The sequence below is a fragment of the Claveliimonas bilis genome, from assembly GCF_020892095.1.
Taxonomy (GTDB): Bacteria; Bacillota; Clostridia; order Lachnospirales; family Lachnospiraceae; genus Claveliimonas; species Claveliimonas bilis.
Window position 1 is genome coordinate 1,235,061 of sequence record NZ_AP024845.1, and the last position, 25,693, is coordinate 1,260,753.

The following is a 25,693-nucleotide window of genomic DNA, read 5'->3' on the forward strand; positions in this document are numbered from 1 at the left end:
TTTCACACCTCATACCAGTTGCTTCGTCTTATATAATGCATCATCCCCGGGATTTCAGACAAATGCTCCAGATAAAACTTCTTGCTTTCCGCCATATCCTTCACTCTTCGCAGAATGTAGTCCAGATTGTTTGTTCTTCCTTCCACTTTAAAGGAGCGTATGCCCATTCCAAGGTAAATCCCCATTGTGCGGTGTATTTTCCCCGGGGGATTTCCGATCCGTTTTGCAGGCCCAAGGAATGTCCCGTCTTTCAAAAGTTCATATTCTTTCTGACAGTACACACTGTATCCTTCCTTTTGCCCGAAATGAGGAAGCAGGCACTGGCGGTTGGAATTGAAACAGATCCCGCCATCGGCCACGATCTCATAATCCATATCCGGAACTTTGTCCGTCAGATCCACAATCTCGTCTACAAATAAATCGGAAGACAAAATAATGCGGCTTACTCCCATTTCCTGCAGCATGCGGACGTCTTCGTGATTATAGACCCCCGTGAGTGTGCTTGCATGAAGCTGAGCATGTCTGACTATTTTGGAAACGCGGTTCATCAGCCCGTAATCTGACAGGATCAGGGCGTCAATCCCCTTTTCATCCAGCTCTTCTATCAGCCCGCATAGCTCTTCTATTTTCTCTCCGGGAACATTTGCATTTATCGCCGCAAACAGTTTTTTTCCCTCTTCGTGAACTGACGGCAGCGCTTCCCATATCTCTTCCGCTGAAAAGTCTGAAGATTCCGGTCTTGCACTGTACCCGGCAAGCCCGACATAAACAGCATCCGCACCGTTTTTCAGTAAAGGAGCTATATCTGCCGCCCTTCCCGCCGGTGCAAGTATTTCACACTCTACTCTCTTCATATTGCACACCTCTTTTATCCGCTGCAAAATATTTTCTTAAATATCCTAAGGTACTCCAGGCATAAATAATAATCCAGCTCTGACTCCCCCGGCCCGTATTTATAAGAGATCCGGAAAGAAGGATCATAAAACTCGTTTGTTTCCTTTACTTTGGCAATAAACGCCTCCTCGTCTTCAGAATCCCGGAACAATGCGCACAGGGAAGTGCTGCCGGGGTTCTTTCCTACAAGGGTGTTTGTTTCATCATCAAAGTATTTTCGGCACATTTCCTTCTGTCTTATTTTGGAAACGCCGTTTTCCTCCATTATTTCAGCCCCAAGATCCTGCATTTTTCTGCTGATAAATGGATATAGCCCTGTAATCCCAAATGCCTCCAGCATCAGCACACTCTTTTTCAGTACGACCATGGCCCCCAGTTCATATGGATTATCATTGTAATTTGTCAGATATGGGGGCGCCTTACGGTCATAAAAATTCCGGTTAAATACCTGATCCGCTCCTTCGCCCAGCAAAATATATCGGACATGCTCCTCTTTCAGAAGCTTTGCCAGCGCATATTGAAGGAAAATCCCCCGTTCATAAAGATTCCCCTCCAGCGTCTCAACAATTTCTTCCAGACGCTCCCGTATCTTAGGCCCCACGCTTCCTTTCCGAAGGCTGACATTCCCGGCATGAGCACACAAGTTTGCCGCCACGCCTGTCTCGTCCAATCCCCGGGCCGCACCGACGGAAAATCCACATGATGGTATCCCTCTTTCCTTCAGAAAATGCAGGATGAGATTGGAATCAAATCCTCCCGAGATCGCCAGATTAACCTGCCCCTTTTTTGACAACGCCAGATCGATATAGGAATTGATGATTGCTCTTTCTCTTTCATACATCTGATCCAGGCTGACCTTCTGCCTGTTCGCTTTTGTCCTTTCCAGTCGATGTATGTTAAGCTCTCCTGCTTCTATTTCCAGGTATTCTTCCGGAAGCAGCTTATAAACATCACGTACCAGCGTGTCCTTTGTCCGGATAAATCCGTTGTATATAAATTCACTGATCAGTTCCGGATCATCCTGGAAACGGCATTGATAAGAAATGGCAGACAGCAGTTTCAGTGAAGTGAAAATATAATACCTGCCGTTATGTTTCAGATAAAAGACAGTCTTATTTCCTCCCATTGTGCTCCGGATGACCCGGCAGGAACCCGGTCCTGCCGGATTTTCAACAGCGGTAAACATCTCTTTATTTCCATATACATACACCTGTTTCCCGTCACGGTCTGTAATCTCTTCCCCTTCTGTATACAGAAATCTCACAGAACCGGTTCTGCCTGTTTCTAATAAAAAGTTCATTCTTCTCTTCCCGCCCCCGCCTTTTCCAGAAAATAATTTTTATACTCCCGAAGATTTACCTTCAGGCAGCCGATCTCATCGCTCATAATGAACGCGCAGTCCATACATACCCTCGGCACTTCTCCTGAAATAAATTTCTTCCGAAATGTTTTCAGTTCCTCATAATTATGATCAATCGTTTCTTCTCTTTTTTCCTGTCCTCTGTTATAGGGAATTTCAGAGCATGGCCTCACTTTGCCGGATGAGTTGACGTACAGCCCGAATCCGATCCAGTGACAGATCCCTTCACAGGAAATTGCTCCTTCCGTAGAGTACAAATGAGGTTCAAACAAATGGGACTCTTTTAATTCTTTATATTTTTCTGCCAATCCTTCATAATATTTATCGCCTTTATAAAACGGCTCCTCATGGATCTGTTCCCTTTCCCGCTCCGCCTTCTTACAGTCAATGACATTGTTCCGCATGATAACAGGCGTTACTACGCGTATCCCGATCCTTTCCCCTTCCTGCTTCGCCCTCTCCAGTTCCCTGCCGGCAAAATTAGGATAATAAATCAGCTCGTCTTTTTCATTTCCCAGAAAAAGATTAGACCCCAATCTCCCAAATCTTATTTCTTCAAATCCTAATTCTTTTGCCATGCGCACGAGACTGACTGCTTCCTCAATATTTTGTCTCATAGCCACGACTGACATAAAAAGCTGCACATCCGGACAGTTTTCACGCAGTATAGTCAAATTTTTGATAAATTTGGCAAAAGAAGCTCCTCTTCTTATGGATTCGTACGTTTCTGCACAGGCCCCGTCACAGGAAACGTTCATTCTCGCAAAAACTTTATTGATCTTAGGCAGGCTGTCCATTGGAAGATGCTGCAGATTTGTCGTAGTGAAAATCTTTACCTGATATGTTTCAAAAATGGAAATGATCTCTGAAATCTGCGGATGAATAAAGGGTTCCCCATATCCGTTGATCATAACGATCCTGCAGGCTGCAAAATACTGCTTAAGTTCATGGAATTTATCGCGGGACAGGTATTGTGCATCGCTGTTTTTTTCATAGCAATGTTTGCACATCATACATTCACAGTCGCAGAAGCTGGAAAGTTCCATATGCATCATCACCGGAGTATGGCTGTATGTCTCCATCTGATGTTCCGTTTCATATACAGCCAGAATATTATTTGCGATCTTACTGATCTGATAATCTCCTTTTGCTTTAGAATGTTCGATCAATTCCGGCAGCTGTGTGTGATCAGTCAGTTCATAGCTTTTATGATCGTATTCCAGTTCCATCCTTTGGCTGAAATCAAAGTGAAAAAATATATTACTGTATTCTTTCGTAAGATCCTCTCTCTTTATCTGCATATTGCCTGTTTCCTCTTAATCTTATAAAACTACTCTTCCCCATTAATAAGAACTGTAAGCTCCCCGGTGCACAGAAGCCAGCAGCCGGCGCACTGACACTTTTCCATCTTTTTGCGCAGCTCCATGTATTTCTCACCGTACCAGATATCTGACAACGTATGATTTTGAAGATTATCGACCGGCCCGAATCCGCCGCTCCAGCAGGGAAGCACATTTTCATAGGTATCTACATAGACTGTGGAATATCCTGCCAGACACCGGTATCCGTCAGGCAGTATTTTATTCTCGCACATAAAAGCTTTAAAGTGCCGCAGAAAAGTAATGGAATTGGTGATCAGATATCCCTCTTTCTTCATCTGTAACAGTTGATCCATAACGGTTTCAACCTCCCTGGCGTCAAATTCCGCCAGTTCATCTCTCATATTAAAAACAAATCTGTGGTAGGGGCTGAATTGCAGGGAAACACCTTTTTTTGAATAGTACCGGACCATTTCCGGCATCTGCCCTATATTTTTGGCTGTGATCACCGGTGTAATATGTAACTTGACAGTTTCATCCTTCTGCATAAGTCCTCTTACTGTTTCAATCCCCTCCAGTACAGGGCCGATATCTACTCCCCGCTGTGCAAGGTAATCTTCTGCATCTAAGGAGTCCAGAGAGATGATGAAATATCGCAGTCCGCTTTCGTAGAGGCTTTCGGCTCTCTCCTTTAAAAGGCAGCCGTTTGTCAGAAGGACAGGAACCACATTGCTGTCGGCGATCTGTCTGACAATCGTCTCCACATCTTTTCGCACCAGCGGTTCTCCACCGCTTATGCTGATTGCCTTTACGCCCATCTGTATGGCCTCGCCAATGATGGACTGCAGGCGTTCCAGGGAAATTTCCTGCTTCACTTCATTTTGGATCCTGCTTTTTGCATGATTGCAGTAAACGCAATCCGAATTGCAGTAATTTGTTATTTTCATCATCATATACTGTGGGGGCATACTGACCTTTTTCGCTTCTATTTCTTTTCGGATGGCAGAGCGCACTTCATCAAAGCCGGTTCCCTTTTCCCCGAATAGCATTTCTTTTATATCATTTACCGAATCATAAATTGTCATTTTCCTCTACCTTCTTTGTCCCTGATATCGTTTCTTTCCTTAAAATTCCGGGTTTTTCAGCCACTGGCACTCCCCGCACCATTTTGGCAGCTTCCCTTCTCTCATCTTAAGGCGGAGCTTTTTATAAAAAGGTCCGTTCCATATTTCCTCAAAAGTTTGTTCTTTCAGACTGCCATAGCGGTGGCTCACATCATAGCAGCATGTCGTCAGATTCCCGTTAAGATCAATATAGCACCGTTCCACTGCCCATCTGCACAGATCGCCGTAATCAAATAATTCCCGCGTAAAATCTTCCTCCCTTACGGAGCTGCCCAGATACTGCCGGGACAATACCTCATGATAAGCTTCTGCTTTTCGGATCCTCTTTTCTGCCTCTTTTTCCTCGCCGTGTATTTTTTCCAAATCCCGCGCCGCGTCTCCTCTTTCCGGAGACTGAACCCGGGGCAGCTGTATCCTGATCCCCCGCTCCCTGGCTGCATTTGCCGCTTTTTGGGCCTGCTCCATCAGATAATGGGGATAGAGATCCGGCGCATCTTTTTCATTGCCTATGATGGGGTTTATTCCCAGCGAGTGAAAACGAACAGATGCAAATCCATAATCCGCCGCAAAACGGACCAGATTTTCCATATCTCCTATATTCTGGCGCATCAGCACACAGTCCATATTCTTTTTCAAATGGGGGGCAACCTTGTTCAGCTTTTCAAGATTAGCCTTAAAATCCTCAAAACACAGCCCTTTTCTTATGGATTCATACAAGTCCTTTTCGGCCCCGTCGCATGATATGTTAAGAAAGGAAAATGCATGTCCCATATCATTCCACAGCTGCTCCGGAACTACTGTAAAATTCGTGTTCATGCCAACCTTCACTTCATATTTTCCAAAAAGGGCAAGGGACTTGTCAATATTTCCGTAGAGAAAAGGCTCGCCATCTCCGTTCAGCATCACGGTTTCCGCGTATTTCAGGATATCTTCCAGGGCATAGAGCACATCCAGGTCAATATCTTTCGCCCCTCTGTTTCCGGTATACAGATGGTTGCACATAATGCACTTTGCGTTGCAGCGGGTCGTATGTTCAATCTGAAGATATCTGGGATAAAAGGAAACGGACCCGTCCCAGTCCCTGTCCGGTATTTGTTTTCCTTCTTCAAATTCCAGGATTTGATCCCTGTTTTCCTGCTTTTCCTTCTCAAACATATTTTTATTCTCCCAGCAGTGTTTTCAGTTCCTGTTTCTGCTTTTTTTTCAGCCTGGTATCCTGATAAAAATCCGGGCTGATATCTACTGTCAGATATTTCAGCTCTCCTCCTTCGATCATGCCGCATTTCAGGCACGCCTCCGGAACATAGCCCGAATAGAAGATCTCTCTGCTTTTCTGCATCAAAGGAGCGTTCCATACAGAGAGGAACTCCCCTTCCTTCGATACGTTTCCGGCGCGGTATATTAAATTTCTGCAGCACATGGAGATATCGCCGTGCAGATTTGTATAGCAGTTTTTCAGCAGCCAGTCGCAGACTCCGGAACATCTCACCTCTGTCGGTACCGTTGTATTTTGCTCCTGATCATGTGTCTCAATGTAACGATTCACGATTTCGGCTGTCTCCAGCATTTTCTGCTCTTCTTCTTTCGTTTTCCACATAGGTATCCTTCTCATTTGAGTAAGTTCGTCCTGAATTTCATCAAATGTAATTGCACGGTTTAATCCCCCGGCATTTGCCACTACGACATGGATTCCCAGTTCTTCTCCCTTCTCCAGTGCTTTCACGGAATAATATTCGGTCACTTTAGGGTAATGGAGCATGACATCCCCGGCATTTCCGATGATCAGGTTAGGATTCAGGTTCAAAAAGACCACCTGGTCCGCCCCCGCCTTATGAGCCAGTTCCACCATCTGCGGCATTTCGCAGACGTTCTGGCGCATCATGACCATGGATATGATCTTCTTCACATGGGGCACTCTCTCTTTTAATTTGTACAGATTGCTGATCAGTGTTTCATAGGACATGCCGATCCGAATGGATTCGTAGGTTTCTTTGCTTGCGCCGTCAATAGAGATCGCAAGCCACTCAAAATCTTTCCCTATCCGCTCTATCAGTTCGTCATCCAGCACAGACAGGTTTGTGTTGGCAACTATCTTATTCCCGTATCCGACATACAGATCGATCTGCTGTTTTACCAGTTTACTGATGAACGGCTCTCCCATCCCGTTGAGATTAATACGTCTGCTTAGCTGTATCGCATCTCTCATATGCTCCAGCGTCTCCATACTGAGGATCTCCGCTTGTTTATTATGAGTGAAATAATGTTCGCACATGATACATTTGCTGTTGCAATAGTCTGTTGATTCAATTTGAAAAAAGTCCGGATAAGATCGATTTACTGTGTTTTTGCAGAGGAAATCAATATCGCACAACACTTCGTTGATGTCCTTTGCACTGTCCCAGTCCTCTTTCTTTACATATGTCTCTCTTTCTTCTTCCAGCAGATCCGCCCGGGATACAGCAAACAGGCGTTTTTTGAAATATACATATACAGACGGGTAACCTGCTGTTTCATCCTTTTTCAGCAGATGTACCAGTTCGTGATCAACAGCTAAAATTTCTCCTCCCACTGTCAGATCTTCATATGCGGCAAATTTCACCTCTGCATCCGGGAAAGATACGCTTACAGCTTCCCTGATTTCCATCTTATGATCTTCCAGACAATACACGGTTGCTTTCATAAAAGAATCCCCCCTTTTCTCCATTATGAGAATTTCGACTTCAGGAACACATTTGCAATTCCCAGTTTTATTTTCAGCGATTTGAAGCAGCAGACCAGGATAAATATACAAAAAAGCCCTGCCCACACATTTCTCTTCGCCATACACAGTCCAAACATAACCGGCATGATGATATTGAGAAGCGCTTCCAGCGGAACAGAATCATAGGACACCAGCCAGTCTTTTTTGGCATAAACATTGAGCACTTCGTAAATGCAGAACTCTAATATAAAATTAAAGGCCAGCCCGGAAATGATAATAACACTGTACCTGGCAAATAAAGGAACCAGCAAAAAGATACAGCACACTCCTTCCGCCATACATAAATATAAAATCCATTTTCTTATATTCATCTGCCGGTCGGAGACAAACGTATGAGTACCTGTCGCTCTGTCATTTTCCCTGTCGATAAACTGATGGATCAGAATATATCTTAAACCGTCAAAAAATGAAAGACAGAACCAGACGATCCACAAAAATATATTGAGCCTGTTCCAGTTAAGAAACAGAAGCAAAACAACAAGCGGCATACAATGCTGGGCAAAAGAACACTCGATAAGCCCCCAGATACCTCTTTCCTTAAAGCGGATGCCCGGAACGGAGTAGGCCACCCCCAGAAATGTGGTAAGAAAAACTGCAGCTACGGCGAAAATCTTATTGTCCGCATAAAGAAGGATGGGTACATCGCCTGCTAAAGCCATGAGAAGAAAGGACAGCCAGACAGCCCACCGCGGCAAATTCCCTATTACCTTTTTCTTCCCGGCCATTTTGTCAATCTCCAGATCCGAGAAATCATTTGCCACATAGCTGACTGCCAGGAACATGGAAAGGAACAGAAAATAGACGAGCAGCTCTTTGCAGGCGGCAAGAGCGTCCGTCTGGTCAAGGCAGATAAAATACGCCTGTATTCCAAGCATCATCGTCACTTTGGAACTCATCCACTCATCGACCCGGAGATATTTTATTACTGCTTCCATTCCTTCTTTTCCTCCGCAACTTTTATGACTTTATTTACCGCAATCAAAAACCAGCTTGTGTACTTTTCCGGTCGGCGGACAATATCTTCTTTTAATTCCTGCAGATCGATCCATTTTATTTCCGAGGCTTCTTCCCGGTTTAATTCAATGCTTCCAGAGTAGTCCGCCAGAAATACATGGTCAAATTCATACTCATACAGATTTTCGGCAAATACGGTCCGATACATAAAGTCAAACAATTCTTCCACATCGCAGTCTATTCCCAGCTCTTCTTCCAGCCTCCTGTGGACCGCCTCTTTAAGAGACTCCCCTTTTCTCGGATGGGAACAGCATGCATTCGTCCATAGTCCTCCGGAATGATACTTATTCCGGTTTCTCTTTTGGATCAGCATCTTTCCGTCATTTACGATAAAAACAGAAAACGCCCGATGCAGCAGACCCTTCTCATGCACATAGGCCTTTTCTCCATATCCGATTTCCTCATCCTCTGCATTTACAAGTATTAATTCGTCCATTTCTCTTTCCTTTTCCATTTTCTTATAATTTATCCCGATACTGTTCATCTATCTGTCCCCACCAGTCCGGGACAGGGTTTTCATAGTTATGAAATAACTGCACAAAATTATCTGCCTGGTTTACGATCCTTTTTCCGCTTTTATGGTACTTATAAATTGCATAATCCAGCAATTTTATAATACTGAAATATAAATTCACCTTCCAGAATTCCTCCGGTATATCAAGATCAAAATATGACATGATGGCCGCATAGGAAAATGGCCTGTACTTTTCCTGAGAAATTGCAGAAAGATATGTAAAATCTGCAAAACAATCCTGGATCGTCCCTGAGTCGAAATCATAAATATATAATTTCCCGCCTGCAGATATGAAGTTTTCCGGCCGGATATCATTATGTACAATCCCTGCTCTTTCTTCTGACAGAATCGCTCTGTTGCTTTTCAAATAATCCATTGCCCGATCCATTCCCCTGAAATCAATTCCGCATCGTCCTATTTCCTGCTCCAGCTCTGATACTGCCCTCGCGGTCTTTTCGGCGATACTGACGCCCCCGCTTTTCGCCGCCCTCCTTACAAACTCCTGATGGTGGAGCTCATACAGCAGCCGGCCTGCTTTCTTTCCAAAGAGGACCATGCTGTCCGGTCTTTTATCGAACGCCTCATTCAACTGCTCTCCTTTTATCCATTCTGTTATCGTAACAACACGGCCGGCCGCCATGCCGTAAAAGAGCGGTCCAAGAACACAGGGATTCTCATGGCGGATCCGCCACAGCGCCTGATACCAGGCTATTCTGTTTTTGTTCCTCTCCTCCCCATCCAGGCGTCCTTCGATCACTTTGACCATATAATCTTTCCCATCACAATGGGCTTTTGCTTTTATATCAAAAGAGCGGCCTCCCGGCACTTCTTCCAGCGTATATCTTTTTCCTCCAAAACATTCCTCTATGAAAGGTCTGTATCTTAACATATCCTGTTCCAGATTTCCCTCTGCAGATGTCATCATATCTGATCCCTCCAGACAACTTCTATCATGGCTTTCCTTCTTTTTTCTTCCAAATTTACCGTATAGAAAAATCCCTTTTTTTCAACACATTCCGAAACATCTGTCCCATTGCAGTACACAGCCTCCGGCTCTTTGACCGAGAGAATGCCTGTCTTTCCCTGCTCTTTCATGAGAGCCGTCATTCTGTCTTTTGACCTGTATACGTCCTCCACCGCCGTAAATCCTGCATATTTTTCTTTTAATCCCAGGAAGGTCCCCGGACTTTCGGCGCCAAGTATCTCATACCAGGCAAATCCGTCTCCCCCGATCTCCTCTTCTATGCGCTCATCCTTTCCGCATATACGGGCGGTCTGGTTAAAATAATCATAGACCCAGTATTGATCGTAATGGGAAATATCCCATATATCAGACGGAGAAAAAACGACACGCCGCCTCTGGCTCGAAAAGTTAAATACGGCAACTCCGCCTCCCTTTTTCCCTTCCCCATAAGCGGCCACATTGGTCAGCTTCAGCACTTTTGATTCTCGGGGATCTGTGAAAATACAGTCTGCCGCCGGCCTGGCTCCCCTGTCCATCATGAGGATTTCCCCGTCCAGATAGATAAGCGGTTTTAATACTTCAGGGATCGTTCTGCCGATTTTATCACTGATATAAACCGGCCCGCCGCTGATTCCCCGCAAAAGGCTGTGTTTCACACTGTCTTTATGGTCCGTCCAGAACATATCCCAATCACAGTAATACAACATATCCTGATACAGTGTATTGTAAGCGTTTTGTAAAAGATGTTCCGGGAATCCGCTTTCCCGGTCCGGGAAAAAGTCATCACTGCTTCGGGATACAGCAGAAGATGGCCTCGCCAATATCTGTTCCATAGACATACCCATGCAATTGATAACCGCCCCGTCAAAACAGGTGGCAGCTCCCTCCAGGCCTTCCTGAATCTCCCTTGCCGCACGGCACACAGGAGCTGTATTCTCAAAATAATTCTTTACCGCGCTCTGCCCGTCCACCTTGAGAAAATCAACCCCTTCTTTTCTCAAGATTTTATACCAGCTTCTGTAGAATGCAAAAGCGGCGTCTGCCTGCGGCTTCGGAAGATACCTGCCGTTTGCCGTGCGGCACAAATGCTCCCTTTCTTCCCTCTCCAGGATACTTCCGGGAAGAATGCCGCCCCAGTATCCGCCCAGCGCATGCCATACGCCAAGCCAGGAAATCTCCTTCGGCCTGCAGATTTCTGCCTTCATTTTCAGAAATCCTTCCGGGAATTTCTTTTTATCAGGTTCAAAATCATACAATCTGCTCCCCTTTGCGGAAAGCCAGCCGTCATCCAGCAGGATCCAGCGCACCGGCACTCGTTTTTCCTTAAATTCCCGGGCCTTTTCTCTTATTTTCTCTTCGTCCGCTTCCTGGTAAAATGCATTCCAGGTACACCATCCCAAATAACGAAATATTTCAGGGAACCTTCTGTCCTCTCTTTTTTTGATCCCTTTAGAAGCGGCCAGACAGGCAAACGCCTTTTCCACTGCCCGGTAAATATTTCTGTCTTCCACGTAAAGGAATACCGGCTCATCTACCTGGCTCATCCCTCCCATGAAGGCGGTCATTTCCAGAGAAATCAACATCTCTCCTCCCGGTGCCAGGGTAGTTTTATAACTTTCCCCCACGCCCGGGATCAGGCAGGCGTAATGATCTGCATATTTCAGGAAAGCCACCTGGGTTCCCGGCGGAATTTCAGCAAAACTGTTAAGAAACGCAGGTCTGGTCCACCAGTCGCTGAATAAATACATGGCCGTGATCTTCTCCGGTTTTTCCGAAATATACAGATCCAGAGTCACCGGTGTCTCCATCCTGAGGTTGGCATTTTCCTCCACTGCTGTATTGGAAATCGTAAAGGTAAGCCATCCGGTCTGTCCATCTGGGATTTTCCCAAGAACAAACCCTCCTGTGACTTCTTTCCCGTCTTCAAACAGCCATCCTTCCCTTTCTCCTTCCCGGACAGGTTTCTCCTGTGCCAGTTCCAGCTCTCCTGTCTTTTGACGCCGTACTTTCAATACTGCTTTTTTTATCTCTATCATCCTTTTTTCGCCGCCCTTCCCCCAATGGACGCCTGCTATTTCAGCCCGCCGGTGAAATCCAGGGCATCTTTTACTGCCAGTGAAATTCCCTCTCCGTCTTCCGGATTGGAAGTATTTGATGCATCTCCAAGATAAACAATGGAATCATCTGTATGTACTCTTCTGTTTCCGATTCCCATAATGGCGCCCCGCGGCTTTCTCTTCCACTGATAATCAAAGCCCAGGTATTCCTCCACCCGCGTTTCCAGAAATTGCTGAAATCTTGCTGCAAGCAGATTTTTCTCTCTTTTCAGCCATAATCCGACATTATATTCTCTTTCGCCCACACGGAAGATCCAACCGTATGTCCCCTCATATTCTGCCCTGTAATCAAACAGGAAAAAAGGACTCCCGGCAGCATCTGCCTGAAGTATGGCAGATATTCCAACGGGGCTTCCTGCATCAGGGCGAAGCAGCGCTTTGCCGTCAAGCTTTATTTTTGCCAAAGCTCCTGCTGCAAGTACGAGCCTTTTTGCTTTGATGCCGCATACTTCATATCCCTGATCCACACTTCTTATTTCCCCGGCGTTCCTGTTATAATAAAGAGGTATGTCTCTGTCTTTGATAAAATATTGCCTGAAAGCAGCGTCTGTCTTATCTCTTGCCAGGCCGTATGCTTCTTTCCCGTAATCTCCGATCCTGTCCTCATACATCTTTCCATTTACATAATGAATATATCTTTGAATTTTCACAGCACCGGCATCCATAAGAGATTCTATCGGAAAATCTATGCTTCTAAGAGCCTGGACACAGACGTAACTGATACCGTCCCCGCATACTTTTCTATAATGTTCAGGCTGTTTTTCCAACACGCACACTGAATAATTTTTCCTTTTTAATTCCCCCGCGCAGACACAGCCTGCCGGACCTGCGCCCACAATGATATAATCGTACATCATAGGAACGAATCCCCCTCCAATTGTTCAGCGGCTGCAATTGCCTTCGGATGTAAATGGCAGTACCTGCATGCCGGAAGATATTTCACTGAAAAGAATTTTTTTATTTTCGCCGCCATTTCCTTTTTACTATGGATTTCTTCCAGAGAAATGATATCGTCCGCCCCTCTCTCCATGCCATGCTGCGCAAGATAACTTGCCTTTCCGCACCGGTACAGTGTTCTGCCATGAAATACAGTGCAGCTGTTCATCGGACAGCGAAGGAACATCCCTGCCAATTCCTTACCCGAGTAATTGTGTTTTTCAATCTCTCCAAAATCCAGCCAGATTTCATGGAACTGATATTCATAAGGCACACCACATTCCTTCAGCTTTTCGATCAGCCATCTTTTATTCTCTATATACCTTTGATCGAGATTGGGATAATTGGAAATATGAACGGTCACACCGCCGTCTTTTATAGCGCGGATCACCCCGTCATCCGGAACAATGGTGGCGTTGGTCGTCAGTTCCAGCGTTTCTATTTTGGGGTTTTCTGCACATATTCGAACAATCTCTTTCAGTTCCGGGTTGAGAAAAGGCTCACCGCCAATGATATTTGCCACATAAATCCGATCTATATATGTTGTCAGTGCTTCCAGATTTTCACGGATTTCTTCTGCAGTAAAATGCCTTCTCTGACGGAAATACGGAATGCATTTTGCACAGCGCCTGCACCTCAGATTACAAAATGTCGTAATATCTATATCAGTAAAGGGCAGAACGATCCTGGAATCGGAATTTAATATGATGTTTGCCTTTTCTCCAAAAGTACGCCTTATCCTTCGTTCTCTGTCAAAGCCAAAGATCCTTATTCGGTTATAATATCGAAATCGCCCGAAACGTGGCGCAATATATCTGAATTTTTTACGAAACATCTACTGCCTCCGCAAGTTCACGGTAATACCGTTCCTCTCCAAAATGGTTCGCGCTGTTTTCATAACGATGGGGAGCCTTATCCTGGTCATAAGAAAGAAACGCGTCCCGGATATTTTTTTCAAAGGAATCTCCCCGCTCAAAAAATATTTTGTTGCTGTAATTCGCAGAATATTCCGGAATCCCTCCTGCTTTTGACAACAAAAGGAAATTTCCCATTGACATTCCTTCCAGTACAGTAAGCGGAGCCGGATCATCCATAATAGACGGTACGATCTGTGCGTCTGCCATCACATGATACTTTGCAACATCCTCATGGTTAATATATCCTGTCAGGATGATACTCTCCGGAGACTGTGCCGCCTCCTTTTTGACCGCCCTGTAATAATAAGACTCTTTATCCGATCCCGAACTGGCTGATCCGACAATAAACAGGCGGGATTTATGCCGAAGGCGCGGCAATACAGCGCGAAATGCCCTGGTCATTTCCAGCACTCCCTTTTCCGGACTCACACGCCCCGCAAACAGATATATCGTCTCTTCCTCACCAACATGGTATCTGTCACGCATTTGTTCCCGAAGGCTCTGCCGTTCTTCTGTCGAGTACGTCCACCCTCTTATACCATTTGTGACCTTTACAATTTCCGTATTCCGCAATTGGGGAACAGTCTGGTACAGATGGTCTTTCACATAATCACTGACTGCCAGTATCTTCCTGCAGCGGGCAAGATAAGGGATCATCTCCTCATTATCCACCAGATTGCTGTGCATGTGATACATACATTTGCGCTCAAACTCTTCCCCCATTACTTCAGACAGTTTTTCAAGCAGGGACATGTTGTTTTCCACGATCACCGCATCATATGCTTTTAAATCCAGCGTTTCCGTAATCTTCTTTATATAATGTCTGTTCCGGAAACAGTACTGCCGAAACATACTTCTCCAGTCCTTCTCTATTCTGTCAACATAGAGATAATACATCTTATCTGCAAGGGAAAGATAAAACGGCGTCCTGAAGTAATAATATTTCACGCCCTTCGTTTTTGCTTTTATTTCCCTTCCCTTAAACACACAGCTCGCAACAGAAATCTCATATCTGTCTTCTTTCGCATTATTTTCCGTAAATGTATCGATCAGTTCTTCAACGGCTCCGCCTTTGTTCGCCGGTATCGGAAAAATACCCGCCGAGATAAACAATACTTTTTTCCGCCTCATATGTTGATCACACCACACTTCACGCTTCCGTAATATTTCCCTGCCAAATGGCATATGATTTCAACGACAAAAAGCCAGCTGTATGTTTCACCTTTAAAAATTCCCTTTATATTAGAAACCAGGGCTTTATATAAAGTTTTGTCTATACTGACTCTATTATTTGAATATACTTTTTGAAGTTTGGAACTTGAAATACCGTTTCTGAAGCTCTTCTTACAGATTCCTTTCAGAGTTCTCGGAGAGTGTGCCGTAATCTTTGCCGAAGGCACATATTTCAGTTTTGCCCCTTGCTCCAATGCTCTCCAGCATATATCTATATCTTCCGCATTGTTGGCAAAAAAGTTACTGAATCCTTTTATCCGGCACAGGAGAGAACGTCTGTATGCACAGCTTGCTGTAATAAACGCTGTATTCAATGTTTTATCCTGCACATAATAAGGCTCGTCTCCATATGACATCAAAATCTGAAGGGATAGACGTCCCCAAAATTCCTCGTATTTATTATCCGACTTAGCGGGTCTGATGTAAGTGCCCAGTCCGTCAATGTCATCCTCTTCAAATGCTTTTCGTATCTCTTTTAACCAGTCTTTATCGGGAATGCAGTCCGCATCAATAAAGGCAATAATATCTCCTTTCGCTCTTTTTATCCCTGCATTTCTCCCGCCGGCAGCATGTCTTTTTTTATTTTCAACTACAATTGCACCGTATTTTTTTGCAATCTGCTCTGTACGGTCCGTGGACATCCCATCTGAGACAATAATTTCGTAAGGCTTTTCTGTTCCATCTGCCAATGCCTTCAAACACCGTCCGATACATTTTTCCTCATTATAAACAGGAATTACAACTGAGATCCTCATACTTTTCTCCTCATATCTTAACCATTTTCTTTTATAAACCTTATCGCATGCCCATCATACGCAAGCTTTTCTTTCGGGACAAACTCTATTGCCACCTCATTCATGAACAATTCATCTATTTCTTTCTTCATCCCCGGCGAAACGCTGTAACCATCCCTCTTCTCAAGTACCACTTTGATCCGGTTTCCTTTTTCCTGCAGGGCACGGTATTCTCCTTCAAAACCATACTTGAACAGACATTCTTCCAGCATACGTGGGAAAACATACTGCCCCTTGATCTCCAGACAGTCCGCCAGCCTTCCTTTATAGCGGAATCTTGGAAGATCTCTGCCGCAGCGGCACGGAGATGTATCCACTGCAATGTAATCATCTGTCCAATACCGAAGGATCGGGAAGCCCTTATCCCACAGGGTCGTATACACTGCAACTCCATACTCTCCCGGCTCTACAGGCATATGGGTAACCGGATCCAGAACTTCGATCAGCAGATATTTGTCCAGATAGTGCAGCCCGTCCTGATAGCGGCATTCCCCGGCCATGGGCCCAAATACTTCGCTCATGCCAAACATACTGTAACAGCTGGCTCCCCACATTTTTTCAATAAACTTCCTGCGCCCTTCCGTCAGAAACCCGCCGCCCAGAAGCAGCATTCTCACATTGGATTCCCCGGCGCTTTTCACGTACTGCGGATTGTCTGCGATCGAACACACCACACTTGGCCTTGTTGCAATAATTGTAATCGGCAGAGCTTCTACAAAATCGATCATATTATCCGGAGAGGGCTCCGGACAATTCACATATCCGCTTCCCATGGTCGTAAACTGCCACATCATTGAGTGAGCCATAACTCCCGTATCAACCGGAGCAAATACTCCTCCGAGGTCCCTTTCATTTACCCCGAGCTCACTGTAGAATGCTTTCACAAATTCATTGTAAACTTTTTTATCCTTCTTACTATATACATAAAAAGTTTTGCTGCCTGTTGTGCCGCTGCTTGAGAAAATGCCGTAGACGTCTTTTGTCGTTGCCGACGTTCTATCGAATGGCTTTGTGTTTCTCAGATCATCCTTGTACATAAACGGAATTTTTGAAAAATTTTCATAACTTTCAAAATCCTGCGCCCCGGAAATCTTGTCTGCGTAAAACGGCTGCGAGAAAATGCCGTCCTGGTACAGTTTCATCAACTTTTTCATTTCTTTTTCATACATAGAAATTTCCCCCCTGCTTTTTCCGCACAAATTTTCTATAATAAGAAGACTATGAGGGCTGCGATGCCCATCAACAGCAGCAGCTGCAGCCATGTATTGTAAGAGCCTATTTCCAGCATACCGTTGTACTGTCCCATATAGTAGATCATCTGTTTCCGGATATCCGAAAACTGTCCGGTTACCGCACATCTTTTTAAATAGGCAAAATCGCTGTCATGAATTAACATCTGCGCTACAAACTGCTGGCATAAAGTCGCCTTCTTCTCCCTGGAAAGGCGGTTCACCAGATGAGACATCACGATATTTTCCACGAGGAAAACCAGCGGGATTCCTGCCAATACCCACCATTTCCCGGAGGCAATGGCTGCCAGCACAAGGAAGAGAGCATATATGATATACAGCATACTTCTTTTCGGCAGGACCACGTCCCCTCTGTCCGGGTGCTTATGGATCAGATCACAGTCTGCTGTCCCGTAGAAGTTAAGCCGGCGGAACATGGCTTTCACCGGAATCCAGGTCTTTTTGCTGTGATAGACAAGCGCTTCCGCCGCCGCGTTGATCTCATATCCTTTTTCACAGATCTTCATACCCAGATCCACGTCTTCTCCTGCCGGTCTTTTAAATGTCTCATCAAATCCCTCTACTTCCAGGAAAACCTGTCTGCGGACAGAAAAATTTGCAGTCACACCCCATTCCACTTTCGGAAGAAACCTGGGCAGATAGAAACAGGTTAAAAAAGGTGTTGCTTCAATCGCCTTCCAAAACCAGGTGTCTTCCCCTACGAACTCTAATGGGCCTGCAACTGCAGCAATTTTTTCATCTGTATATTTTTCCGCATATCTTTCTATGATATGTTCTGTACAAATACAGTCCGAATCCAGAAACAGTACAACATCATTCTTAGCCTGCAAAACTCCGTAATTTCTTTTTGCAGAAACACTGTTCTCATAAAAAATGTATTTACAGTCATGCTCCCTGCATACGGCCTGAACTGCTTCGCTTTCTTCCGGAATGCTGTCGTCAACGATCAGTACTTCACAGTCTCCGGAATAGTTTTTCCTTGCGACATCTATACTCTCTATCAGCTCCGTCAGTAACCGGACTCTGCTTTTTGTCGCCACAACAATACTGAAACTTATACGATCCATCTTCTTCTATATCCTTTCACTACTACACAATAAAACGGTAAAAGATCATGGCAATGATAAGAATAAAAATCGAGTCATAATAAAGCCATATTTTCTTTACGCTGTTCTGATAATCTGATTTTATATGATATATTCCAAAATACTGCCCTTTGAAAGCAAGAGAAAAATCCAGATGCCTGATGGAATTTACCATTCTCCAAAATCTGTATTTCCCCTGCTGGAACATGGCAATTGTCCAGAAAAAAATATTTGCCTTCCCATTGCAGGACACATAATGTCTATACATCATAAAATATAAAAGCAGATACCACGCCAGCAGAAACAGGATCGGCACACAGGATCCTTTGATAAGCGCCATGATTCCCAGTACGCCTGTCACAAGCGCTGCCACATCGCCTGTCATCGGCAGCCTCCTGTGAACCAGTTCCGGATATCGTTTCAAAATATGATATTCCATCGTCCCCCAGCGTTTTGCTCTGTCATTTACCGCTTTGCGTGTATTCCATGTTTCCCTTGAATGATAAGTGACCGCCCCGGGCGTTGTTTTGATCAGATTACCGGCTTTTGTATAACGGTAAGTCATATCAAGATCGTCTCCGCCAAGCTTGAATGGAAAATTCTCTTCAAATTTTCCTATCTTAATTAATTCATCCCTGCGGAAAGCAACATTATTTCCGATCGTCCATGACACAAACGGCATAAACTTTGCAAAACCGAAAGAATCCAGAAAGGAGGTATGTTCTATTACATGCCACCAGAATTTCTTTTTTCCGACAAACTCCGTCAGTCCGAAAGAACCTGTAATCTTCGGATTCGATTCACCTTCCTTCAGTGTAGCCGCGTGGCTTTTCAAAAGCCCCGGCCCTACCGTAACATCGGAATCGATAAACAATATGTACTCATACCCGGCCAGGTCAATTCCTTTGTTTCTTTTCTTTCGGACACTGTCATCCCCTTCTATATACTGTGCATCATATTTTTCACACGATGCCATAATGGCCGCCTTTTCTTCTCCTTTACTGCTGTCTACTATGAGTACTTCTGTCTCTCCCAGATCATAATTTTTTCGTTCTTCATACAGCGATTCCAATAAGGCATCCACTAATTTTGACCTGTTCCATGTTGGAACGACAATCGAAAAGTCCATAAACTATTTTTCCCCCCTCTTTTCAGCCAGCCATTGCTTTATTTCCGCATAAGGAATATCTAATCTCCTTAAATATTCGACTGAACTGTGATCTAATGAGAAAACAAACATAATCGCCAGAAAGGTGGTCCATTTCATCTCACTTTTTCCACTCTCGATATTGGTAACCGTCTGCCGGCTCACCCCGATAATATCTCCCAGATCCTTTTGCGTTAAATTGTTTATTTTTCTCAATACAGGCAATTCCTTGCTTAATATTTCTGTACATCTCTTTAGCAGTTCTTCTTTTTTATGCATAGAATTTCCTTTCCTTTTTCCTGATGCAGGTTACAAATGAGGCATCCTGACCGGAGCACAGTTAAGATGCCTGCGTTGTCAGTTCTATTAATTATCATATATGATAATATCGATTTTTTCAACATTTCGATAAATTTTTTATCATTTTTCCCATTATATTTTGCTATTTTGAAAAATTTTTTATCGTTATACTATTCAGACACAGACGCGCGCCCATACCTGTGAAAAGCTCACCGAGGTTTTTCCTTACTCCGTGAGCCTGTCCATATGCTTAAACTGGAAAATATATACAAATCTAAATGTATTTTCCCCATACATTCCGCATATGATAACAAAGAACGGAATTTGCGGGATTGACTTTTCAAGCCAGTTTTGCTATATTTAGTTCAGTGATCGTGTTGCGGAAACTTGCGAAGCCCGTGACCGGGGGAGAACCTGCGGGTCTCTCCCTCTTTTTATTTCAAGGAGATTTTACTATGCCGTCACAAAAGATATTTTCTACTTTTGACGAACAGATTGAGCTTTTAAAGTCAGAAAAGCATTTAGTAATTACAGATGAAACATATGCAAAAGATGTGCTGATGCGGATTGGTTATACATCAAAAGTTTTAAAAAAAGTTACCATTGGATTTGGCGCTTTCATCCAAAGTTCATACGCCGCAGCACGTTTAGTGTCCTTGGGATTTATTTCTTTCGGCATACTAACCTCCATAAATACAAGTGATGTCTCAATTATAGCAAGTCCAATCTTTTAATACAATCTCTTATCATATGTCAATCCCGTTTTTAGTTTGCATTGCTGCCCAGACATTTTTGCAAATGATAAACATAACCCTATTTTCATTTACATTTTAATTAGCATAGACTAAAATAATAGTTGTATCTTGTAAAATTTGTTATAGGAGGGATTGTGTGTTTTTCTGGTATAAAAAACGAGATTTTTCAGGACAATCTGCTTCATCACGGATTATCCGTCATTTCGTTTTCGGTGTGCTGCTTTTGGTTATTGTAGGAGGCATTATCTTCTTTTTTGCAAACAAAAGCCAGATTATCGGAATAGAAGAACTGAAAGAGCTTTCTGTGGAAGAAGGAAGCAAGTATTACACCAATGGAGATTATGGAGCAACAATAACAATTGACGGAATAACCGCTTCCGTTTTTGAGTGTGAATCAATCACAGAAGCCTCAAAGCTTTTTGAACAGTACTGTGCAGAATACCCGGAAGATGATGCGGACACGACACAGAACATTGATTTTGGCGATATGTATTGCAAATATTCTGCTTCTGGAAGTGACGGAGTGCTGATTGCAGTGCGAATGAATGAACGTGTGGCAGCCGTAACAACAGATGATATTTCCAAAGAAGAGGAAGCAAAAACAATATTTGAAAAAATCGTAAAATAAAAACCGATATAAGCATTATATTGTAGTAGAAAGGAGAAATGAGAGTTTTATGAGGGAAAGGAAATGGAAAAAGCAGCTTCTAGCCTCTGTCCTGGCAATATCGCTGGCTTTGCCGTCTTCTGTACTTGCATCTGAAGTTCAAGAAAACGGAACAGTCATTGATACAGAAGGCCCGTCTTATGAAGGAACCGTCATCATGGCAGAAAATATGGGCATGCCGATTGGTTCAGATGAAGAACTGGAAGCAACACAAAATGTAGGACTTGATTCTATGGGAGGACCTCTTGGCAGAGAGAAGATGGATTCTGCCGAATGGGACACCGAAGAAGGTCAAAAAGTCAGATGCGGTGTTCCGTTTATGCAGCATGAGGAACTTCCTTCGTTGGCGGCTCTTCCATCAGTGCAAAATGCGTCCGGAAAAGAGAAGGTATATGAACTCGGTGAAAGAAAAACCATTTATTCTGAATATGCCTTAAGTGGGGAAAAAGAAATTGAAGTTGAACTGGCTGCTGCCGGGGACACATGTACAATCTGGCGAAGTGTAAATGAGAGAGAACTGTTGCCGGATGAACAGGCACAAGCTTATGCAGATATACTCGATGATCAGCTTTATGATGTAATGAAAGAAACATTTGGGGACTGGAGCGCTGCCGATGTGGACCAGGACGGAAAAACAGCATTTGTCTTTTATTCCATTCCCTATGCCGGCTTTTTTGAAACGACAGATTTATACACAAAGGAAGAAACGGAATATGCATCAGGAAATCATATGGACATGCTCCATATAGATATTTCCACCACGGACCAAGACGTAACTTTAGGTGTGCTGGTACACGAACTGCAGCACCTTATTAACTGGGCACAAGCAGGCGAGGATTTCGATATCTGGCTCAATGAAGTATTTTCTCAAAGTGCAATTGCAGTAACCGGACTATCCAATTCAGATACTGTTTATGAAACTGAATGGACAACAGCATGGATTGAAAAAAATGGCTATTCCTTTCCGTTTATTTATGAAGGTTATTATGTTCCTTCCGGAGATACACTGGGAATGCCATATGGCAGCTGGTATCTGTTTGGCCGTTATCTTTCCCATCAGACAGAAGAACTGGCCGGAGGCGGAGATTCTATTTTCAAGACAATTCTGGAACAATGGATGACATTGTCTGAAGGAGAATCCTCTCTTGATGCAATTGAAAAGGCTCTCCAGGTGGTGGGATATCTGGGGGACGGAAAAGCGGCAGCAACTATAGAGGACGTAATTACCAACTATAATATTGCTCTCTATCTTAGAGAAAGCTCAGGCATCTACGCATTAGGTAATAATCCGGAAAATCCAAATGAAGTAGACAAAGTTGAGATTGCGCCCATCTATGCCGTAGATACTGCTCCGGAGAGTATCCCCGGAGGCGGAGCTGCCTGCTGGGTATATAACAGGAACACAGGAGTTCCTGTTACGCCTTCCGGCTTTGGAAATGATATGAAATATGCCGGAATCGACAAAACGTTTCTGGAGGGAGTATTTACAGATCCATTGCCCTCTCTTCTTACATTCGGACAGGAAATCAGCCTGTATACCATGGATACGGATGCAAAGATATACTATACCACAGATGGATCCAATCCTCTAACTGACGGAACAGAATACACAGAACCGGTTCCGGTACAAGGTCCGATGGTTCTTTCCGCATGTTCGATCAACAATGAAGGCGATTATTCCCTGACTTCATCTTGGGAGATCAATAATGTAAAGGTCCCCTCTGTGAAAGCGGATGTTGCTTCTGGAATTGTAGAACCAGGGACCCAAATTACTCTCTCCTGTGATGCAGATGGAGCTGCCATCATATATACAACGGATGGAAGCTCTCCTTCCGCCGAAAATGGAGAAGTGTATGAAAAGCCTCTTGAAATCGAACATACAACAACCATCAAAGCGGCGGCATATTTCCCAGACCGGGAAGACCTGCTGATCAGTAATGTGAAAACATTTGTATATGAAACATCTGATTTGTCCGGTGACCGTTACGAACCCAATGATACACTGAAAGATGCTGTATCTCTTAGCTTTCCAGGAAAAATCAGCGGTACACTGCACCAGCGGGAAGATGTGGATTATTATTCCTTTACTCTGGATAATGGAGCCGCACTGAGTCTGACTTTGACTCCTCCCTCCGGAATGGATTATTCGCTGACGCTTCTGGATGAACAAGGGCAAATGCTAAAAACATCTGCACTAGAAGGAAAAAGCCAGAGTATCCGGTACGAAGCAAAAAGCGGCAGATATTTTGTAAAAATAGAAAGCATCGGAAAGCAGGATGCTTCATCTAATCCCTATGAACTTAGCCTTATGAAAGAAATGGACAGTGAAGCAATAAATTCTCTGGATTTCTCTGAGAAAAACATGCTGACCGCCCTAACAGATAAAAGCAGCGGCTATGCCTATGATCTGGGACTAAACGGAGGCGGACATTTCTTGATGTCAATGACCTATTTTGCGAACTGGGGAGGCCCCGTATCAGAGTCAGATGATCCTTATCCAGCTGCTGGATCAGAATTCGCCCCGGATACAGATTATTCTTATAAAAATCTGTCAAACAAAGCACAATATCATGTTACAAACGCACTTTATATGCCTGACGGTTTCAGCGAAGAAAATATCAGTCATATAAAAAATGCAATCTATAATTATGGAGCTGTAGACGTTTATATACTCAGTGCACAATCCTATATGACGTCGGACCAGAAAAATGTTTACGTAGGTGATTATAAATATGCCACTCCCTATGACGAGGGACACATTGTTACAATTGTAGGTTGGGATGACAATTACAGCAAAGATAATTTTACCGGGAATGAGGAACTGGCAGAACTTTTTTACGGAGAAGGAAATGTGCAGATATCCAAACCAGAGCATGATGGTGCATTTATCGTTAAAAATTCATGGGGAGAACAAAGCGGGGAAAATGGATATTTTTATATTTCCTATGAAGATTCTTTCCTGTACAATAATAACCCAGCTGTCTTTCTAACGGATGAGGCTGCAGATAATTATAACCACCAGTACTATTATGATATATTGGGAGCAACAGACATGATCTCCGGAGGAAGTAGCTTTACAGTAGAGCAAAAGTTTGAAAATACAACAGATACAGCTGAGCTACTTCGCGCAGTATCATTCCAGATCTTAAGTTCTAATGTCAGGTACGAAGTTAGTATTACCTGCGAAGGATCCGCAAAAAAGGTTCTGGAAGGTGTAAAAAACTATGCGGGATTTTATACGGAACGCTTAAGTGATCCGGTACTTATTCCTGCCGGTAGTGAGTTTTCTGTCAGCATTTATCTGGAAAGCTTAAATGACGGACAGGACCCCGGAATAGGAATTAGCTGTGATATAAGCGGAACCACAAGTGGACTTCTGCCGATAGAGGGAGTTTCATTCCTGGAAGCAAACGGAGAACGGACCGATATCGGCGCACAGGCTTGCTTCCCATGTGTACGTGCATATACCTGTAATGTAGACATGGATGATTATGAGACAACAGCACCGGAACTTAGCACAGATAAATCGAACCTTGTCCCGGAAACGTCACTTCCTGAAACAATTTCTGTGGGAGGCGTGGAAATCCAGAATAGCGACGCCGGACTAAATGTTACTATTGATGCAGCGAATGGTGCTTTGGCACCTTCTGTTGAGGAGTTACCAGAATGTTTTGATCTAAGGGAAACGGGAACTCTGACGCCAGTCCGGAATCAGGGCAGCATCGGAAGCTGCTGGACATTTGCAGCAATGGCAAGCGCTGAAAATACGTTGGCCAGAAGCGGAGGATTTGCAGAGGATTATCCGACGTCTCTAAGTCTGGACTGTTATGAACAACAAGTGCTTCTTACAAAGGATAACCCGGAACAGACGCTTACACTGTCAGCAGAACTTGTAGGTGCCCAAAATCCTGCAAGCGGGAAAATCTACTGGAGCGTCAGCGGCGATGTGGACAGTGTGAGAATGGAACAAAGCGAAAGCTTCAGTGGCAAGCCGGTCCAGGTACTTACTGCTCTGAAACCGGGCATTGTAACTGTCACAGCTCAAAGTGATGCAGATATGACAGTTACTGCACAGTGCACAGTGAATATTACAAAACAGGGCGTAGAAAGTATCACACTGGATCCGGCAGAAATAACGCTGAAAAAAGGAGAAACAACTCAGATCAAGGCTTCTACCGCACCGGAAAACGCAATGGATGATGAGATCCTCTGGACAAGCAGCAAACCGGAAATTGCAAGTGTGGATGAAAACGGAACTGTGACCGCAATTTCCGGAGGAACAGCCGTGATCACTGCAAAAGCAGGAACAGCAGAAGCAACTTCCGTAATCACAGTTGAAGGAAATAAAGCAGTGAATCCGGGGGCGGATAAAGGACAGAATACAGGAAACATCCTCAAAAGCAATGGGACTATTCATACAGGTGATAGCAGCCACATTCTTCCGGTTCTGCTGGTACTGCTGATCAGCGCCGGCACAGCGGCAGGATGCCTGATCTGGAGAAAGAAGAGACAACATTAGTTTTTAATAAACTGTTATTGACA

At 44.1% G+C, this 25,693-nt stretch carries 21 protein-coding genes; 3 read left to right on the forward strand and 18 right to left on the reverse strand.

Annotation, left to right across the window (positions count from 1 at the left end; translation table 11 throughout):
• Positions 1-2: 2 nt before the first annotated feature.
• Genes EUBC25_RS06120 through EUBC25_RS06205 form a run of 18 tightly spaced genes read right to left on the reverse strand, consistent with a single transcriptional unit; the run spans position 3 to position 19,708 of the window.
• Positions 3-854: a peptidase U32 family protein gene (locus EUBC25_RS06120; RefSeq protein ID WP_230107284.1), complete on the reverse strand. Its 852-nt coding sequence runs from the start codon at positions 852-854 to the stop codon at positions 3-5.
• Between the two features lie 14 nt (positions 855-868).
• The gene (locus EUBC25_RS06125) at positions 869-2,194 is read right to left on the reverse strand and encodes an asparagine synthase-related protein (RefSeq protein WP_230107285.1); all 1,326 of its coding nucleotides are present in this window, start codon (positions 2,192-2,194) and stop codon (positions 869-871) included.
• Positions 2,191-3,555 carry a radical SAM/SPASM domain-containing protein gene (locus EUBC25_RS06130; protein ID WP_230107286.1) on the reverse strand — a complete coding sequence of 455 codons (1,365 nt, stop codon included), beginning with the start codon at positions 3,553-3,555 and terminating at the stop codon, positions 2,191-2,193. Before EUBC25_RS06130 ends, EUBC25_RS06125 begins: the two co-directional genes overlap by 4 nt.
• 29 nt (positions 3,556-3,584) lie before the next feature.
• Positions 3,585-4,658 (reverse strand): radical SAM protein, encoded by a 1,074-nt coding sequence (locus tag EUBC25_RS06135; RefSeq protein WP_230107287.1) that lies wholly within the window; start codon positions 4,656-4,658, stop codon positions 3,585-3,587.
• 39 nt (positions 4,659-4,697) lie between these two features.
• Positions 4,698-5,852, reverse strand: a complete 1,155-nt coding sequence (locus EUBC25_RS06140) for a radical SAM protein (RefSeq protein ID WP_230107288.1) — start codon at positions 5,850-5,852, stop codon at positions 4,698-4,700.
• Between the two features lie 4 nt (positions 5,853-5,856).
• Positions 5,857-7,377: a radical SAM/SPASM domain-containing protein gene (locus EUBC25_RS06145; RefSeq protein WP_230107289.1), complete on the reverse strand. Its 1,521-nt coding sequence runs from the start codon at positions 7,375-7,377 to the stop codon at positions 5,857-5,859.
• Between the two features lie 23 nt (positions 7,378-7,400).
• Positions 7,401-8,393 carry a UbiA family prenyltransferase gene (locus EUBC25_RS06150; RefSeq protein WP_230107290.1) on the reverse strand — a complete coding sequence of 331 codons (993 nt, stop codon included), beginning with the start codon at positions 8,391-8,393 and terminating at the stop codon, positions 7,401-7,403.
• Complete coding sequence (gene idi, locus EUBC25_RS06155; protein WP_230107291.1) at positions 8,381-8,908, reverse strand: isopentenyl-diphosphate Delta-isomerase; 528 nt, start codon at positions 8,906-8,908, stop codon at positions 8,381-8,383. Before idi ends, EUBC25_RS06150 begins: the two co-directional genes overlap by 13 nt.
• A gap of 22 nt (positions 8,909-8,930) precedes the next feature.
• On the reverse strand, positions 8,931-9,911 hold the full coding sequence (locus tag EUBC25_RS06160) for a phosphotransferase family protein (RefSeq protein ID WP_230107292.1): 981 nt from the start codon (positions 9,909-9,911) through the stop codon (positions 8,931-8,933).
• A complete protein-coding gene (locus EUBC25_RS06165) occupies positions 9,908-11,986 on the reverse strand; it encodes a Sip1-related alpha-galactosidase (RefSeq protein ID WP_230107293.1) in 2,079 nt (692 codons plus the stop codon). Before EUBC25_RS06165 ends, EUBC25_RS06160 begins: the two co-directional genes overlap by 4 nt.
• 35 nt (positions 11,987-12,021) lie before the next feature.
• Positions 12,022-12,924, reverse strand: coding sequence for an FAD-dependent monooxygenase (locus EUBC25_RS06170; RefSeq protein WP_230107294.1), 903 nt, complete (start codon positions 12,922-12,924; stop codon positions 12,022-12,024).
• Complete coding sequence (locus tag EUBC25_RS06175; RefSeq protein WP_230107295.1) at positions 12,921-13,838, reverse strand: radical SAM protein; 918 nt, start codon at positions 13,836-13,838, stop codon at positions 12,921-12,923. Before EUBC25_RS06175 ends, EUBC25_RS06170 begins: the two co-directional genes overlap by 4 nt.
• A complete protein-coding gene (locus EUBC25_RS06180) occupies positions 13,828-15,051 on the reverse strand; it encodes a glycosyltransferase family 4 protein (RefSeq protein ID WP_230107296.1) in 1,224 nt (407 codons plus the stop codon). The genes EUBC25_RS06175 and EUBC25_RS06180 overlap by 11 nt, the downstream gene beginning before the upstream one ends.
• On the reverse strand, positions 15,048-15,908 hold the full coding sequence (locus tag EUBC25_RS06185; protein WP_230107297.1) for a glycosyltransferase family 2 protein: 861 nt from the start codon (positions 15,906-15,908) through the stop codon (positions 15,048-15,050). Before EUBC25_RS06185 ends, EUBC25_RS06180 begins: the two co-directional genes overlap by 4 nt.
• Positions 15,909-15,925: 17 nt before the next feature.
• Positions 15,926-17,116 carry a phenylacetate--CoA ligase family protein gene (locus EUBC25_RS06190; protein ID WP_230107298.1) on the reverse strand — a complete coding sequence of 397 codons (1,191 nt, stop codon included), beginning with the start codon at positions 17,114-17,116 and terminating at the stop codon, positions 15,926-15,928.
• Between the two features lie 35 nt (positions 17,117-17,151).
• The gene (locus EUBC25_RS06195) at positions 17,152-18,264 is read right to left on the reverse strand and encodes a glycosyltransferase family 2 protein (RefSeq protein ID WP_230107299.1); all 1,113 of its coding nucleotides are present in this window, start codon (positions 18,262-18,264) and stop codon (positions 17,152-17,154) included.
• A 22-nt stretch (positions 18,265-18,286) separates the two neighbouring features.
• Positions 18,287-19,411, reverse strand: a complete 1,125-nt coding sequence (locus tag EUBC25_RS06200; protein ID WP_230107300.1) for a glycosyltransferase family 2 protein — start codon at positions 19,409-19,411, stop codon at positions 18,287-18,289.
• 3 nt (positions 19,412-19,414) lie between these two features.
• Positions 19,415-19,708, reverse strand: coding sequence for a helix-turn-helix transcriptional regulator (locus EUBC25_RS06205; protein WP_230107301.1), 294 nt, complete (start codon positions 19,706-19,708; stop codon positions 19,415-19,417).
• 476 nt (positions 19,709-20,184) lie between these two features.
• Here EUBC25_RS06205 and EUBC25_RS14915 point away from each other — a divergent pair, with 476 nt between their 5' ends.
• The 3 genes from EUBC25_RS14915 (at position 20,185) to EUBC25_RS06220 (ending at position 25,670) form a co-directional block, all read left to right on the forward strand.
• Positions 20,185-20,463: a hypothetical protein gene (locus tag EUBC25_RS14915; RefSeq protein ID WP_331471528.1), complete on the forward strand. Its 279-nt coding sequence runs from the start codon at positions 20,185-20,187 to the stop codon at positions 20,461-20,463.
• 157 nt (positions 20,464-20,620) lie between these two features.
• Positions 20,621-21,112, forward strand: a complete 492-nt coding sequence (locus EUBC25_RS06215; RefSeq protein ID WP_230107302.1) for a hypothetical protein — start codon at positions 20,621-20,623, stop codon at positions 21,110-21,112.
• A 49-nt stretch (positions 21,113-21,161) separates the two neighbouring features.
• Positions 21,162-25,670, forward strand: coding sequence for a chitobiase/beta-hexosaminidase C-terminal domain-containing protein (locus EUBC25_RS06220; protein ID WP_230107303.1), 4,509 nt, complete (start codon positions 21,162-21,164; stop codon positions 25,668-25,670).
• Positions 25,671-25,693: the final 23 nt, after the last annotated feature.